A 13,280-nucleotide genomic window follows, 5' to 3' on the forward strand; every position below is an offset into this window, starting at 1 on the left:
AAGATTGTCCGGTGACTGAACTGGCAACCGGACAGGAAGCCGTGGATGAGCTCGTCCGACTGCTCGACCTCGAGGCGCTGGGGGACGACCGGTTTCTGGGCATCAGCCCGCCGGACGGCCCCCAGCGTGTCTTCGGCGGCCAGGTGGCCGGGCAGGCCCTCGTCGCCGCCGGGCGCACCGTGGACCGGCAGCGGCGGGTCCATTCGCTGCACGGCTACTTCGTGCGCCCGGGCGATCCGGAGGTGCCGATCACGTACGCCGTGGAGAACATCCGCGACGGGCGCTCCTTCTCGGTGCGCCGCTCGGTCGCGCAGCAGCACGGCAAGGTGATCTTCTTCATGTCCGCCTCCTTCCACCGCCTGGAGGACGGCCTGGACCACGCCGAGCCCGCACCCGCCGACGTCCCCCCGCCGGACGAGGTCCCGACGACGGCGGAGCGGCTGGCGAGGTACGAGGAGCGCGCCGGCATCTGGTCGATGGTCCCGCGCCCGATCGACGTGCGCTACGTCGGCGAGCCCGGCTGGGTCCCGGCCGGCGACCGCCCCGCCGAGCCCCGCCAGCGCGTGTGGATGCGCCTGGCCGGCAAGCTCCCCGACGACCCGGTCCTGCACACCTGCGTGCTCACCTTCGCCTCGGACCTGACGCTGCTCGACTCGGTCCTGTCGGCCCACGGCGCCGTGTGGGGCCCCGGCGGCTTCGCCGGCGCGAGCCTGGACCACGCGATGTGGTTCCACCGCCCCTTCCGCGCCGACGAGTGGTTCCTCTACGACTGCGTGAGCCCGTCCGCGTCGGGCGCCCGCGGCCTGGCCACGGGCCGTATGTTCACCCTGGACGGCCGGCACATCGCCACGGCCGTGCAGGAAGGTTTGCTGCGTCGCGTGGGAGGATGAGGACATGCGGCTTTCGGCCCGAGTTGACTACGCGCTGCGCGCGGTGGCGGAACTGGCGGCGACGTCGGCCGACGGCAAGCTGGTGACCGCCGACCGCCTGGCGTCGGCCCAGCAGATCCCCCCGAAGTTCCTGGAGAGCATCCTCCTGCAACTGCGCCGCGGCGGCATCGTGCTCGCCCAGCGCGGCCCCGAGGGCGGCTACCGCCTCGCCCGCCCCGCCGCCGAGATCTCCCTCGCCGAGATCATCCGCGTGATCGACGGCCCGCTCGCCAACGTGCGCGGCCAGCGCCCGGAGGATCTCGGCTACCACGGCGCGGCGCAGGCGCTGCAGGACGTGTGGATCGCGCTGCGGGCCAACGAGCGGCTCATCCTCGAGACCGTGACGATCGAGGACGTGGTCACGGGCGAACTGCCGGAACGGGTGCGGGACCTCGTCGCCGATCCGCGCGCCTGGGTCTGAGGTTTTCCCTGCTCGGGTCCGCGTCAGTGGCGGACCGTCGCTCCCGCCAGGAATCCCGGCGTCCGCGGCGGCAAGACCGCACCCACGCCTTGCCGCACCGTCGCTTTTGCGGTGCTCTCGTGGGGTTTGTCCCCGTTTTTCCAGCCTGCGCTGCCCTTGTGCCGCGCTGCCCCTGTGCCGCGTTGTCCTCGCCTCCGCCGGTCTCGACTCACCCCTAGTCGCTATTTCCTATCGGAAAAACAGGAGTTAGGATCGTCGGCGTGACGATTGTCGTGGTCTCCGGAAACCCTCGCCCGCACTCGCGGACCCTGCACCTGGCCGAGGAGGTCGGCGGCGCCCTCGCCGCGCGGCTGGGCCTGGTGGCCCCGCGCACCGTCGACGTGAGCGACCTCGGCGTCAGGCTCCTGCAACCCGGCGACGGCGCCCTGGCCGAGGCGGTCGCGGCCCTGCGCCGCGCGAGCGTGCTGGTCGTGGCCACGCCCACCTACAAGGGCAGCTACACCGGCGTGCTCAAGGTGCTCCTCGACCAGCTCCCGGCCGACGGCCTCAAGGACATCGCCGCCGTCATGGTTGTCACCGCGGGCGTGCAGCCCCAGGCGGACGCGGCCCAGCGCCACCTGCGGGAACTGCTCGGCGAGCTGGGCGCGGTGCCGGTCGACCCGGGCCTGGCGGTGGTCGAGGGCGAACTGGCGAACGCGGGTACCGCGGCCGCCGAGTACGTCGACGGCATCGCCGCCCACTTCGACACCGCCGCCACGCACTGACTCCACCACCGACCCGCCCCGCGCACCTGTTCGCGTGCGGGCGGTGTCGCTTCGAGCCGTCCGGTCGCGCCCTGGCGGCGTCGATCTGCGCTGGCTGATTCTGCGCGGGTGGCGTCGATTTGGGCCGCCCGGCCGCGTGCTGGCGGCGTCGCTTCGAGCCGGCTGGTTGAGTGCGGCAGCGGCGCCCGGTTCGGGCCGACTCCGGGGTGCTGCCTTCACCGCGCCGGATGTGCGCACCAGCGGCGCCGGGTTCGGCGCGACCGGTTGCCCGCGTCGTCCCGGGGTGCTGTTCACTGCGCCGGCGGCGCCGGGTGCGGGCCGGTTGCCCGCCTCGTCCGGGGGCGCTGACTCCACCGCGGACGGGCACCGTGCCGGGCGGCGTTCGAGCGGCGGCCTCGCCCGGAAACGGACCAACCACCTCGGAACACCGAATACCCCGTCAGGGGATAAATGCGGATATGTCGCGGCGCGAAGCGCCCGACATATCAAGCATCAGTTGTGCAGCGCCGCCGCAGCCGTCAACAGCGAGCCGGCGTCCTCGGCCCCGCCGCGCTCGCTGATCTCGTTGAGCGAGCGCGCGATGCTCACCAGCGCATACGTCTGCGTGACCCGCAGCGTCCGGTCCATCTCCAGGTCGTCGGCCATGTCCAGCTCGGCGCGGATGCTGTGCAGGAAGCCCTCGGCGGCCTGCAGATAGGGGTCGTGCGCTTTCGTCGACATGATCCGAGCGTAGGGCCCGCGACGAGCCCGCAACCCGGAAACGACCAACGCGGCTAGCGCGGCTGCCAGGCGGCCGGAGGCGTGGTCAGGCGCCGCACGTGCGCCGGCATGCGGCCCCGCACCACGTCGGCCAGGCTCACCTCGTCCAGGACGTTGCGCACCGCCGCGCGCACCGCGACCCAGAGTTGCTGGAGGTGTTCGGCGGTGCCGGAGTACATGGCCTCCTCCGGGCGGACGCCGCGCACCTCGGCCAGCGGGCCGTCGACCGCGCGCAGCACGTCGCCGACCATGATCTCCGAGGGCTGGCGGGTGAGCACGTAGCCGCCGTCGACGCCGCGCTGGCCGCGGACCAGGCCCGCGCGGCGCAGGTCGCCGAGGACCGCCTCCAGGAATTTTCTGGGCATGTCCTGCTCGTCGGCCAGCCCCGCGGCCGACACCACCGCGGGATAGGCCGCGGCGAGCCCGAGGGAAGCGCGAACCGCGTAGTCGCCGCGCGCCGAGATGTGCATCGAAAGACTGCCTTTCCGGCCGGGCTGGTGGCATAGGTTGTCCGCTACCAATGTAGGGTGCCCGCCTGCGCGTGATCGCCGGGGTGGGCGTTGCCGGCCGCGCGACCGGCCGGAGCCGCGGCCCTCGCCGGCCGTCGCGTCCGCCGTGAGGTGGTGCCCGCCCTGGTCATGCGGGGCGCGGCCCGCGGGTGAGCATCGGGGTAGCGTTGTCGGATTATGCGATCAGATGAGCCGCGGCGGGGCGCCGACCACAACGTCATGCGCGAGGTCAACCGCTCGCTCGTGCTGACCATGGTCAAGGAGGGCGGCCCCGTCTCGCGGGCCAGCATCGCGCGCTCGACGACGCTGGCCAAGCCGACGGTCTCGGCGATCGTCGACGAGCTCATCGCCGAGGGGCTGGTGCGCGAGATCGGGCCGGGCTCGACGGCCGTCAGCGGCGGGCGGCCGCCGATCCTGCTGGAGTTCAACGCGCGGTCGCTGCTCGTGGTCGGCGTGCACATCGGGGCCCGGCGCACCGCCATCGCGATCGGGGACGCCACCGGCGAGGAGATCGTGCGCCGGGAGCTGGCGACGCCCGGGCCGGGGACGGCGCCGGGCGAGGTGCTGCGGACCGTCGCGGCGGAGATCCGGGCGGGCATCGCCGGGGCCGGGCTGCCCGGGGCCAAGATCGCCGCGGTCGGGGCCGTGCTGCCGGGGCTCACCGACTTCCACGCGGGCGTGTGCCTGCTCGCGCCCAACCTCGGCTGGCGTGACGTGCCCGTCCGCGACCTGCTCGCGGCCGAGCTGCAGGGCGCCCCGGTCTACGTGCACAACGCCGGGCAGGCCGCCGCCGTGGCCGAGAACCTCGAGGGCGCGGGGGAGCGGGTGGGTGACCTCGCCCTGCTGTACACCGGCACCGGCCTCTCCGCCGGGGTGCTCTCCGACGGCCGGGTCTTCCACGGGGTCGGCGGCACCGCGGGCGAGATCGGGCACAACGCGGTGCCGGGCAATGCCGAGCCCTGCAACTGCGGCAAGGTCGGCTGCCTGGAGACCCTCGCGTCCGGGCCGGCCATCGTGCGCGCGGCGAAGCGGGCGGGGCTGGACGGGTTCGACGCCCGGGACGTGACCGCCGCGGCCCGCGACGGGGACCCGGCGGCGCGGCGGATCATCGAGGAGGTCGGCGAATACCTCGGGCTGGCGGCGTCGTGGCTCATCAACGCGTACAACCCGGCGCTCGTCGTCGTCGGGGGCGGGCTGGCCGCCATCGGGGACCTGCTGCTCGAGCCGCTGCGCGCCGCCGCGGCCCGGCACGCGCTCGCCCCGGCCCTGCGCGGGGTCGAGATCCGCGCGTCGAAGCTCGGCCCGGACGCGGAGGTCCGCGGCGCGGTCCTGCTGGCCCTGCAGCACTCGGAGACCTACTACCGGGTGGTCTTCCGGGCGTGAGGAGGGGTTAGTTCTTTTCTTGAACAAACCCCCTGAGCGGCGTACCGTGTGCCCCAACACACCCCGCCACCGCGAAGAGGTACCCATGACTGATTACCAGCCCACGCGCGAAGACAAGTTCAGCTTCGGGCTGTGGACCGTCGGCTGGCAGGCCCAGGACGTGTTCGGCGGCCCGACCCGCGCCCCGCTGGACTCGGTGGAGGCCGTGCACCGCCTCTCGGACCTCGGCGCCGCGGCCGTCACGTTCCACGACGACGACCTGTTCCCGTTCGGCAGCGACGACGCGACCCGCGACAAGCTCATCGGGCGCTTCAAGGACGCGCTGGGCGAGACCGGCGTGCGCGTGGAGATGGTCACCACCAACCTGTTCAGCCACCCGATCTTCAAGGACGGCGGGTTCACCTCGAACGACCGCGCGGTGCGGCGCTTCGCCCTCAAGAAGGTGCTGCGCAACATCGACCTCGCGGCCGAGCTGGGCGCGGAGACCTACGTGCTCTGGGGCGGCCGCGAGGGCGCCGAGTCCGGCGGGGCCAAGGACGTGGCCGCCGCGCTGGACCGCTACCGCGAGGGCCTCAACGTGCTCTGCCAGTACGTGCGCGAGCAGGGGTACGACATCCGCTTCGCCCTTGAGCCCAAGCCGAACGAGCCCCGGGGCGACATCCTGCTCCCGACCATCGGCCACGCCCTCGCGCTCATCGCGACCCTCGACGAGCCCGACCGCGTGGGCCTCAACCCCGAGGTGGGCCACGAGGAGATGGCCGGGCTGAACTTCGCCCACGGCATCGCCCAGGCGCTCTGGCACGGCAAGCTGTTCCACATCGACCTCAACGGCCAGCACGGGCCCCGCTTCGACCAGGACCTGCGCTTCGGGGCCGGCAACCTGCGGGGCGCGTTCTGGACCGTCGACGTGCTCGAGACCGGCGGGTACACCGGCTACCGCCACTTCGACTACAAGCCCCCGCGCACCGAGGACTACGACGGCGTGTGGGAGACCGCGCGCGCCTGCATGCGCAACTACCTGATCCTGCGCGAGCGCGTCCGCTCCTTCCGCGCCGACCCGGACGTGGCCGCGGCCCTGGCGGCGGCGCGCGTCGGCGAGCTGTCGCAGCCGACCCTGGCCGAGGGCGAGACCATCGCGTCGCTGCGCGCGGAGGAGTTCGACGTCGACACCCTCGCGGCGCGCGGCGGGGCCTTCGAGGTGCTCGACCAGCTCGCGATGGAGCACCTGCTCGGGGTCCGTTCGTGACGCTCGTCGCCGGGGTGGACACCTCCACCCAGTCGACGAAGGTGCTCGTCTGCGACGCCGACACCGGCGCGGTCGTGCGCGAGGGCCGCGCCGGGCACCCCGACGGGACCGAGGTCGCCCCCGAGCACTGGTGGACGGCGCTGCAGGAGGCGACCGCCGGCGGGCTGCTCGACGGGGTGGCCGCCGTCGGGGTCGGCGGGCAGCAGCACGGCATGGTCCTGCTCGACGAGGCCGGCGAGGTGGTCCGCGACGCGCTGCTGTGGAACGACACCCGTTCCGCCGGCGCGGCCGGGGACCTCATCGCCGAGCTGCCCGGCGGGGCCGCGGGCTGGGCCGATGCCGTCGGGCTGGTGCCGGTGGCCAGCTTCACCGTCACCAAGCTGCGCTGGGTCGCCCGGCACGAGCCGGAGGTCGCGGCCCGGGCCGCCTCGGTGGTGCTGCCGCACGACTGGATCACCCACAAGCTCAACACCAGCCCCGAACTGACGACGGACCGGGGCGACGCCTCCGGCACCGGGTACTGGTCGCCGGCGACGGGGGAGTACCGGCCCGATCTCGTCCGGCTCGCCTTCGGGCGGGACCTGCGGCTGCCCCGGGTCGCCGGGCCGGCCGAGGTCGTCGGCGAGACCGCGGGCGGTGCGCTGCTCGCCGCGGGCACCGGCGACAACATGGCCGCGGCGCTCGGCCTCGGCCTGCGCCCGGGCGACCTGGTGGTGTCGCTGGGCACCTCCGGCACCGTGTTCGGGGTCAGCGCGGCGCCCGTCGCCGACCCGAGCGGGACGGTGGCCGGGTTCGCCGACGCGAGCGGGCGGCACCTGCCGCTCGTCGCGACGCTGAACGCGGCCCGGGTGCTCACGGCGGCGGCGGCGCTGCTCGGCGTACCACTGTCCACACTGGACGAACTCGCGCTCGCCGCGGAGCCGGGGGCGGGCGGGCTGACCCTGCTGCCCTACCTCGACGGCGAGCGCACGCCCAACCTGCCCAACGCGCGCGGGCTGCTCAACGGGCTCACCCGCGCCAACGCGGGCCCGGCGAACCTGGCCCGGGCCGCGTACGAGGGCATGCTGTGCGGGCTCGCGGACGGCCTCGACGCGGTCCGCGCGCTGGGCGTGCCGGTCGAGCGGGTGCTGCTCATCGGCGGCGCGGCGGCGTCGGCGGCGGTCCGGGCGATCGCGCCGGGGCTGCTCGGGGTGCCGGTGAGCGTGCCGGAGCCGGGGGAGTACGTGGCCCTCGGCGCGGCCCGGCAGGCGGCGTGGGCGCTGCGCGGGTCCTCCGAGGCGCCGTCGTGGCCGGTGTCCGCGGTCGATGTGACGGCGGATCCGGCCGAGAAGACCCGGAAGGTGTACTCGGACGTGCGCGACCGCGCGCAAGCGTTGCTGCAGTAGGAAAAAGCTCCGTCGAGGTCATCCTCGACGGAGCTTTTTCTTGTCACCCGCTCAGTCGTCCGGCCACTCACCCGTGAGCCGCCGCACGCCCGCGGCCCCACCGCGGTCGATCGCGGCCTTCACCACGGCGAAGATGGCGCCCTGCAGCGCCGCGGCGGCCAGGACCTCGCCCCAGCCGTACTCCCGCGACGTCGCCGCGGGCGCGTCCTCCTCGCCGGCGAGGCGCTTCCACACCTGCTTGAACACGATCCCCGCCGCGACGCCCCCCGCCACGCTGAAGGCGATGCTGAACGGCTTGTACAGCAGCTTGTTCATTCAGTACTCCCGCCGGCTGCGGTAGCCGACCAGCGCCGCCAGGACCAGCAGCGCGGAGCCGACGACCCACGGGGCGGGCCGCTCCCGGGCCGAGTCCAGCAGCCGGCGCATCCCGGTCTGCAGGGTGCTCTTCGGGTGCGTCCGCAGCTCGCGGCTCGCGTAGGCGGCGTTGGCCGCCACCTGCGAGACGCCCTCGCGCATGCGCAGCTTGGCGACCTCCACCGAGGAGTGCATCGCCTCCTGCGCACGGGACTTCACGTCCGCCTTGGCCGCGAGGGCCTCCACGGTCTCGCCGAGCCCGGCGCGCGTGCGGGCGATCTCCGCCCGCAACGCCGCCGGGTCGGCGGTGGTGCTGTGCCCGTTCGCGCTGTGCTGCGATTCCGTTGCCGTCATTTGTGGCCCCCGTGCTTCACCGAGGTCGTGATGGTGTCGATGTCGGCCTTCACGCCCGCGACCGACTCCTGCGGCATCGGCGGCACGGCCTTCTTCACCTGGCCCTTGCCGACCAGCGCGAGCACGCCGGCGACCAGGAAGAGCGCGACGCCGACGATGAGCGCGGCCAGCCAGGCCGGCATCACGGTGGCCAGGCCGATGATGAGCGCGGCCAGCAGGGCGCCGACGCCGTACAGCGCGACGAGCCCGGCCCCGCCGAACATCCCGGCCCCGAGGCCGGCCCGCTTGCCCTTCTCGGTGAGCTCGATCTGGGCCAGCTTCAGCTCGTCGCGCACCAGCGTGGAGACCTGTTCGGCGGCGAGCTTCACCAGCTCGGCGGTCGACCGGTCGGCGCTGCTCGGTGCGGGACTCGTGATCGGGTTCTGCACGCGCGGCGTCAGGGCCGGGCGGACCGCCTCCGCGCTCCGCGGCTCCAGGGTGGACGTCATGGCTTCTCCTCTCGCCCGTACCGACTTGATGCCCAGCCTGAGGCGGGGCTAACCCGCAACCGTTGCCACGGAGGCCTCGTGCGCCTCAGGGGTCTCCTCCCGTGCCAGGGCCGGCAGCAGGAAGCACAGCGCGCCGGCGAGGACGAGCAGCCCGAGCTCGAGCCACAGCACGCGCTCGAGGGAGACGGTGAGGCCCCGCCCGGCCCACGAGAAGAACGCGGTGCCGAGCACGGCCACGCCGATCGCGCCGCCGATCTGCTGGGCGGCCGTGAGCGTGCCGGAGGCGGAGCCGAGCTCGTGGGGGTCGACGGCGGCGAGGACGATGTCGAAGTACGGCGCCATCGAGGCCCCCATCCCGATCCCCAGCACCAGCAGGGCGGGCAGCAGCGGCCACGGCGAGGCCGGGCCGCCGGTGGCCGCGAGCGTGCCCAGGAACACGACGACGCCGAGCACCACGACGCCGGTGCCGCCGACGAGCACCTTGCGGCCGCCGAGGCGGGCGCTCAGGCCGTGCGCGGCGACGGCGCCGAGCGCGGTGCCGAAGGCCCACGGCGCCTGGGTGAGGCCGGCGCGCAGCGGGCTGTAGCCGAGGCCCAGCTGGAGGTACACGCTGATGATGAGGGACAGCCCCATGACACCGGCGAAGAAGATGAGCCCGACCACGAGCCCGGCGTTGAAGCGCCGCTTGGCCAGCAGCGAGGGCTCCACCAGCGGGCTGTGCCCGGCCCGCACGCGGCCCTGCTCATAGCGGCGGAACAGCCACAGCCCGGGCACCGACGCGGCCATCGCCGCCCAGCACCACCACGGCCAGCCCAGCTCGCGCCCCTGCACCAGCGGGAAGACGAGCAGCAGCAGGGCGCCGCCGAGCAGCGCGGTGCCGGGCAGGTCCAGGCGCAGGCCCGGGTCCCGCTCGGCGTTGCGCGGCAGCCAGCGCGCGGCGCCGAGCAGCGCGGCCAGGCCCACCGGCAGGTTGATCAGGAAGATCGCCCGCCAGCCGGTGCCGAACAGGTCGGCGTCGACGAGCACGCCCGCCAGGATCGGGCCGCAGACCGCGGAGAGCCCCATCACCGGGCCGAACGCGGCGAACGCGGAGCCGGCCTTCTCGGGCGGGAACGCGGCCTTGATCAGGCCGAGCCCCTGGGGGATGAGCACGGCGCCGCAGAGGCCCTGCAGCACCCGGAACGCGATCAGCCAGGCCGGGCCGGGCGCGATCGCGCAGAGCAGGGACATGAGGGTGAAGCCGGCCGCGCCGGCGAGGAACATCGGGCGGCGGCCGAAGACGTCGCCGAGGCGGCCTCCGGTGACGAGGCCGACGGCGAAGGCGAGGGTGTACCCCGCGGCGAGCCACTGCAGGAACGCCGTGCCGCCCCCGAGGTCGGCGCGGATGGACGGCCCGGCGATGGCGATGACCGTGGCGTCGAGAAGGTCCATGACCTCGGCGGCCAGCACGATGGCCAGCACGATCCAGGGGTCCGAACGCTGTTCGTATCTCACGAACACCGTTCTACTTACGAACGGCGTTCGTGTCAAGTACGATTGCCGGGTGCCTGCTGCCGCCATTCCCGCCCCACCGTGGCGGGCGCCGAAGAAAGCCCCGGCCGCCCGCCAGCCCCTGAGCGCGGAGGCGGTCCTGAGCACCGCCCTGCGCCTGGTCGACCGGGACGGCCTCGACGCGCTGAGCATGCGGCGGGTCGCGCAGGAGCTCGGCACGGGCGCGGCGTCGCTCTACGCGTACTTCGCCAACAAGGACGAGCTCCTCGAGCAGCTCCTGGACCGTGTGGTCGGCGAGATCCCGCTCCCGCGCGCCGACGTGCCCGACTGGAAGGCCGAGGTCAAGCGCACCTGCTTCGCCAGCCGCAACGTGTTCTGCTCGCACCGCGACCTCGTGCGGGTCGCGCGGGCCAACATCCCGACCGGCCTCAACTCGCTGCGCTACACCGAGGCCCTGCTGGCCCTCCTGCGCGGCGCGGGCATTCCGGACCGCATCTGCGCCTGGGCGATGGACCAGATGTCGATGGTCATCATCGCCGACGCGGTCGAGCAGTCCATCCACGAGGAGCTGGGGCGGCGCACGGAGGCGGAGGCGGAGCCGTACTTGAACCAGGTCCGCGACTACCTCGCCGCCCTGCCGGCCGACGAGTTCCCGAACCTCGTAGCCCTGGCCCCCACGATGATCGAGGGCAGCGGCGACGAGCGCTTCCAGTTCGCCCTCGACCTGATGATCGACGGCCTGGCGACCTACGCCCGGCCCGCCGGAGGTGCCGCGTGACCGCGATCGTCGGCCTGGTCCACCAGGGAACCGTCTACATCGGCGGCGACTCGGCGGGCGCCTCGGGCTGGAGCCTGACCGTCCGCGCCGACTCGAAGGTGTTCCACAACAACGGATACCTCTTCGGGTTCACCACGTCCTTCCGGATGGGGCAGCTCATCCGGTACTCCCTGAAGCCCCCGAAGCCGGTCGGCGACATCGAGCGGTTCATGGCCACCCGCTTCATCGACGCGGTGCGCGAGTGCCTGAAGGCGGGCGGCTGGGCCCGGCGCGACAGCGAGCGGGAGGAGGGCGGGACGTTCCTCGTGGGCGTCAAGGGCCGCCTCTTCACCGTGCACGACGACTACCAGGTCGCCGAGGCCGCCGACGGGTACGCGGCCGTGGGCGTGGGGGACGAGATCGCGCTCGGCGCCCTGTTCGCGACGGCACAGTCGCGCATGGCCCCGCAGCGGCGCGTGGAGGTGGCCCTGCGCGCGGCGGAGCGCTTCAGCGCCGGCGTGCGCGGCCCCTTCGTGTGCCTGTCCCAGCCGCCCCAGGTCCTCGCGTAACCCCCACGCCGCCCCGCGGTACTCGGTTCGAGCCCAGCGCGCCCCACCTTGGCGTTCGTCGGCGGACGTAGAGCCTGAGTGAGCAAGGCCTGTGGGGCAACGGTGGCACGCCGCGCTCCGAGCGAACAATTGGACGGACGTTACGTTCTTCCGCATACCTCGCGTTCGAGGACCGGCGGCTGCGCCGGAAGGCCAAGGCGGTCCTGCGCTACGCCGAGATCCTCAACGACCTCGATGTGCCTGACATCGCCGCCGTTCGTTTAAGGGCCTACTGGCTTGTGGCGAATGCGGACCGAATCACATGTGGAGTGTATTTTGTGTTGCGCGGGCCGCCGGCGCCAGTCCGATCCTCGTGCCCGAAAACATCGGACACGAAGCTGTGGTCTCTCGGGCGCGGTGCGGCACTCGGCTTTTCGATGATGCTCCCGGATCTCGGCAACAGCTTGCACGGCGGCGTGTCGGTGTACACATCCAGCCGGCCTCGAGGCCTAGATCTTGTCGTAGTGTGGCAAGGTCAACGGGCTCCCGTATTGGTCGGAGGCGTTGACCGCCTCTGCGAGCAACTGAATGCAGCGCGCGTGAGAGTCGCTTCGGGTGTAGTACGGTGTGAGTCCTTTCGGGTCCCTCAAATCGGGAACCTCGGAAGGCACCGATATTCCAACGCGGGCCAAGAGCAGATTCAGTTCTGCGTTCAACACCCGGGGATCGGCCAGGGCCGCTCTTAGAAGGCTGGCAATATCGCGTACCAAGCGGCCCTTCGGCGAGAGGCCGACCGGCCGATCTTCGTTCAGCTCGATAAATCCGGATGCGACCAGGATGTCGAACTTATTGGCCGTGGTTGTTCTGGCAGCACCTAGGGTTGACGCAAGATTCGAGACTAGGGGGGCTGTTCCCTCGTGTATTGCCTCAAGAATTGCCAAATTCATGCCCGGAATGTTGGCAAAGCGTTGGAACCGAACCAAATCATCGGCGTTTGCGTTGCCAAAGACGTTGCGCAGCAGTAGGTCGTCTGATATCCGTCCCTCAAGATATCTGACCATGTGTGCATGATCCTCGATATTATCCGCTCGAAAGTCCGAGGGTACCGGTATCATGCGTAGCAGAACAGCTGGGCCGGTGCGAATTCGCCGAATGTGCTGCAGTGCTTCGTCGATTGCTCGGCGGGCCCGGAGGGTGTCGGGAAAAAGGTAGATTCCGAGAGTTGTGTGGCCCGCGTTGGCCTGGAGCGAAACTATGTCCTTCAAAACGCCTTCATGATGTCCCCACAATGTCTGGCCAACCACGATCCGTTCGTGAGTCTGAGTTAGATTGCAGGCGAAGTCATACATCGACCGGTCGGATTCACGAAATCCATACAGCCGGGAATTCGACAAGCGTTCGACTATGCCGACGAAGATCTCAGATATTGCCGTATGTTCATCTGAGGCTGCCACTCGACCGATGTTAACAGTGAAACGGTGACGACATGGGGTGGCGGGCTTCGCCGGCTTCGACTCGCCATCCGACGCGGCGCGCCAGATCGCCTGCGTCTGCTGGGCTTGCTTCCTTGTGCGCTGATTTGCGGGTCTGGCTCCGAACCCAGCTGCGCCGACTCCCGCACCCGGCTGATCATTTTCGTGAACTGGGCAGACACCCGGTCAGCGATGGACCCGTGAGCATGATTGAGCGGTTCGCATAGTGCATCGTGTGCTTCGCCGTGCAAGGCAGTGCGCGAGGCGGGGCGCCCGCCAGAACCGAAAGCCGGGCCCGATGGGCTGCGCGAGTCGCGGATCGCCGGGAGAGGCGGTCGTCGGTCGGGCTACGGCCGATCCACCGTTCGACGTTGATCCGCCACGACACCGCATCCGATTCGATGATCGATGGACCGCTGT

General features: G+C 72.0%; 15 protein-coding genes. 8 read left to right on the plus strand and 7 right to left on the minus strand.

Going from position 1 to position 13,280, the window contains the following annotated elements:
* Positions 1 to 20: 20 nt before the first annotated feature.
* The 3 genes from ABT369_RS43385 to ABT369_RS43395 all read left to right on the plus strand — a co-directional run bounded on the left by ABT369_RS43385 (position 21) and on the right by ABT369_RS43395 (position 2,114).
* Positions 21 to 890 (plus strand): acyl-CoA thioesterase, encoded by an 870-nt coding sequence (locus tag ABT369_RS43385; RefSeq protein WP_502891897.1) that lies wholly within the window; start codon positions 21 to 23, stop codon positions 888 to 890.
* A 4-nt stretch (positions 891 to 894) separates the two neighbouring features.
* A complete protein-coding gene (locus ABT369_RS43390) occupies positions 895 to 1,350 on the plus strand; it encodes an RrF2 family transcriptional regulator (protein WP_350621828.1) in 456 nt (151 codons plus the stop codon).
* A gap of 260 nt (positions 1,351 to 1,610) precedes the next feature.
* Complete coding sequence (locus ABT369_RS43395; protein WP_350621831.1) at positions 1,611 to 2,114, plus strand: NADPH-dependent FMN reductase; 504 nt, start codon at positions 1,611 to 1,613, stop codon at positions 2,112 to 2,114.
* A 492-nt stretch (positions 2,115 to 2,606) separates the two neighbouring features.
* Here ABT369_RS43395 and ABT369_RS43400 read toward each other — a convergent pair whose 3' ends face one another.
* Both ABT369_RS43400 and ABT369_RS43405 read right to left on the minus strand, forming a co-directional pair.
* Positions 2,607 to 2,834 (minus strand): hypothetical protein, encoded by a 228-nt coding sequence (locus ABT369_RS43400; protein WP_350621834.1) that lies wholly within the window; start codon positions 2,832 to 2,834, stop codon positions 2,607 to 2,609.
* Between the two features lie 53 nt (positions 2,835 to 2,887).
* The gene (locus ABT369_RS43405) at positions 2,888 to 3,343 is read right to left on the minus strand and encodes an RrF2 family transcriptional regulator (protein ID WP_223102116.1); all 456 of its coding nucleotides are present in this window, start codon (positions 3,341 to 3,343) and stop codon (positions 2,888 to 2,890) included.
* Between the two features lie 216 nt (positions 3,344 to 3,559).
* Between ABT369_RS43405 and ABT369_RS43410 the strand changes: the two genes are divergently transcribed.
* From ABT369_RS43410 to xylB, 3 genes are all read left to right on the plus strand, one after another.
* Positions 3,560 to 4,765: an ROK family transcriptional regulator gene (locus ABT369_RS43410; protein WP_350621837.1), complete on the plus strand. Its 1,206-nt coding sequence runs from the start codon at positions 3,560 to 3,562 to the stop codon at positions 4,763 to 4,765.
* A gap of 85 nt (positions 4,766 to 4,850) precedes the next feature.
* Positions 4,851 to 6,011 carry a xylose isomerase gene (gene xylA / locus ABT369_RS43415; protein ID WP_350621840.1) on the plus strand — a complete coding sequence of 387 codons (1,161 nt, stop codon included), beginning with the start codon at positions 4,851 to 4,853 and terminating at the stop codon, positions 6,009 to 6,011.
* The gene (gene xylB / locus ABT369_RS43420) at positions 6,008 to 7,396 is read left to right on the plus strand and encodes a xylulokinase (protein WP_350621843.1); all 1,389 of its coding nucleotides are present in this window, start codon (positions 6,008 to 6,010) and stop codon (positions 7,394 to 7,396) included. The genes xylA and xylB overlap by 4 nt, the downstream gene beginning before the upstream one ends.
* Positions 7,397 to 7,447: 51 nt before the next feature.
* Here the strand turns inward: xylB and ABT369_RS43425 are convergent, their stop codons facing one another.
* The 4 genes from ABT369_RS43425 to ABT369_RS43440 are packed head-to-tail and all read right to left on the minus strand — an operon-like array spanning position 7,448 to position 10,086.
* Positions 7,448 to 7,711, minus strand: coding sequence for a DUF4235 domain-containing protein (locus tag ABT369_RS43425; RefSeq protein ID WP_350621845.1), 264 nt, complete (start codon positions 7,709 to 7,711; stop codon positions 7,448 to 7,450).
* Positions 7,712 to 8,104 carry a DUF3618 domain-containing protein gene (locus tag ABT369_RS43430; protein WP_350621848.1) on the minus strand — a complete coding sequence of 131 codons (393 nt, stop codon included), beginning with the start codon at positions 8,102 to 8,104 and terminating at the stop codon, positions 7,712 to 7,714. It lies immediately after the preceding gene.
* Positions 8,101 to 8,592 (minus strand): phage holin family protein, encoded by a 492-nt coding sequence (locus ABT369_RS43435; RefSeq protein ID WP_350621850.1) that lies wholly within the window; start codon positions 8,590 to 8,592, stop codon positions 8,101 to 8,103. The genes ABT369_RS43430 and ABT369_RS43435 overlap by 4 nt, the downstream gene beginning before the upstream one ends.
* 48 nt (positions 8,593 to 8,640) lie before the next feature.
* Positions 8,641 to 10,086 carry an MFS transporter gene (locus tag ABT369_RS43440; protein WP_350621853.1) on the minus strand — a complete coding sequence of 482 codons (1,446 nt, stop codon included), beginning with the start codon at positions 10,084 to 10,086 and terminating at the stop codon, positions 8,641 to 8,643.
* Between the two features lie 49 nt (positions 10,087 to 10,135).
* Between ABT369_RS43440 and ABT369_RS43445 the strand changes: the two genes are divergently transcribed.
* A complete protein-coding gene (locus ABT369_RS43445) occupies positions 10,136 to 10,861 on the plus strand; it encodes a TetR/AcrR family transcriptional regulator (RefSeq protein WP_350621855.1) in 726 nt (241 codons plus the stop codon).
* A complete protein-coding gene (locus tag ABT369_RS43450) occupies positions 10,858 to 11,409 on the plus strand; it encodes a hypothetical protein (protein ID WP_350621857.1) in 552 nt (183 codons plus the stop codon). Before ABT369_RS43445 ends, ABT369_RS43450 begins: the two co-directional genes overlap by 4 nt.
* Positions 11,410 to 11,897: 488 nt before the next feature.
* Here ABT369_RS43450 and ABT369_RS43455 read toward each other — a convergent pair whose 3' ends face one another.
* Positions 11,898 to 12,842 carry a hypothetical protein gene (locus ABT369_RS43455; RefSeq protein WP_350621859.1) on the minus strand — a complete coding sequence of 315 codons (945 nt, stop codon included), beginning with the start codon at positions 12,840 to 12,842 and terminating at the stop codon, positions 11,898 to 11,900.
* Positions 12,843 to 13,280: the final 438 nt, after the last annotated feature.

The organism is Dactylosporangium sp. NPDC000244 (assembly GCF_040300725.1).
In the GTDB taxonomy this organism is placed as follows: Bacteria; Actinomycetota; Actinomycetes; order Mycobacteriales; family Micromonosporaceae; genus Dactylosporangium.

Coding starts and splice junctions, on each gene's coding strand:
- ABT369_RS43410 (WP_350621837.1), top strand. CDS start 3,560: ATGCGATCAGATGAGCCGCGGCGGGGCGCCGACCACAACGTCATGCGC.
- ABT369_RS43435 (WP_350621850.1), bottom strand. CDS start 8,592: ATGACGTCCACCCTGGAGCCGCGGAGCGCGGAGGCGGTCCGCCCGGCC.
- ABT369_RS43430 (WP_350621848.1), bottom strand. CDS start 8,104: ATGACGGCAACGGAATCGCAGCACAGCGCGAACGGGCACAGCACCACC.
- ABT369_RS43400 (WP_350621834.1), bottom strand. CDS start 2,834: ATGTCGACGAAAGCGCACGACCCCTATCTGCAGGCCGCCGAGGGCTTC.
- ABT369_RS43405 (WP_223102116.1), bottom strand. CDS start 3,343: ATGCACATCTCGGCGCGCGGCGACTACGCGGTTCGCGCTTCCCTCGGG.
- ABT369_RS43425 (WP_350621845.1), bottom strand. CDS start 7,711: ATGAACAAGCTGCTGTACAAGCCGTTCAGCATCGCCTTCAGCGTGGCG.
- xylA (WP_350621840.1), top strand. CDS start 4,851: ATGACTGATTACCAGCCCACGCGCGAAGACAAGTTCAGCTTCGGGCTG.
- ABT369_RS43390 (WP_350621828.1), top strand. CDS start 895: ATGCGGCTTTCGGCCCGAGTTGACTACGCGCTGCGCGCGGTGGCGGAA.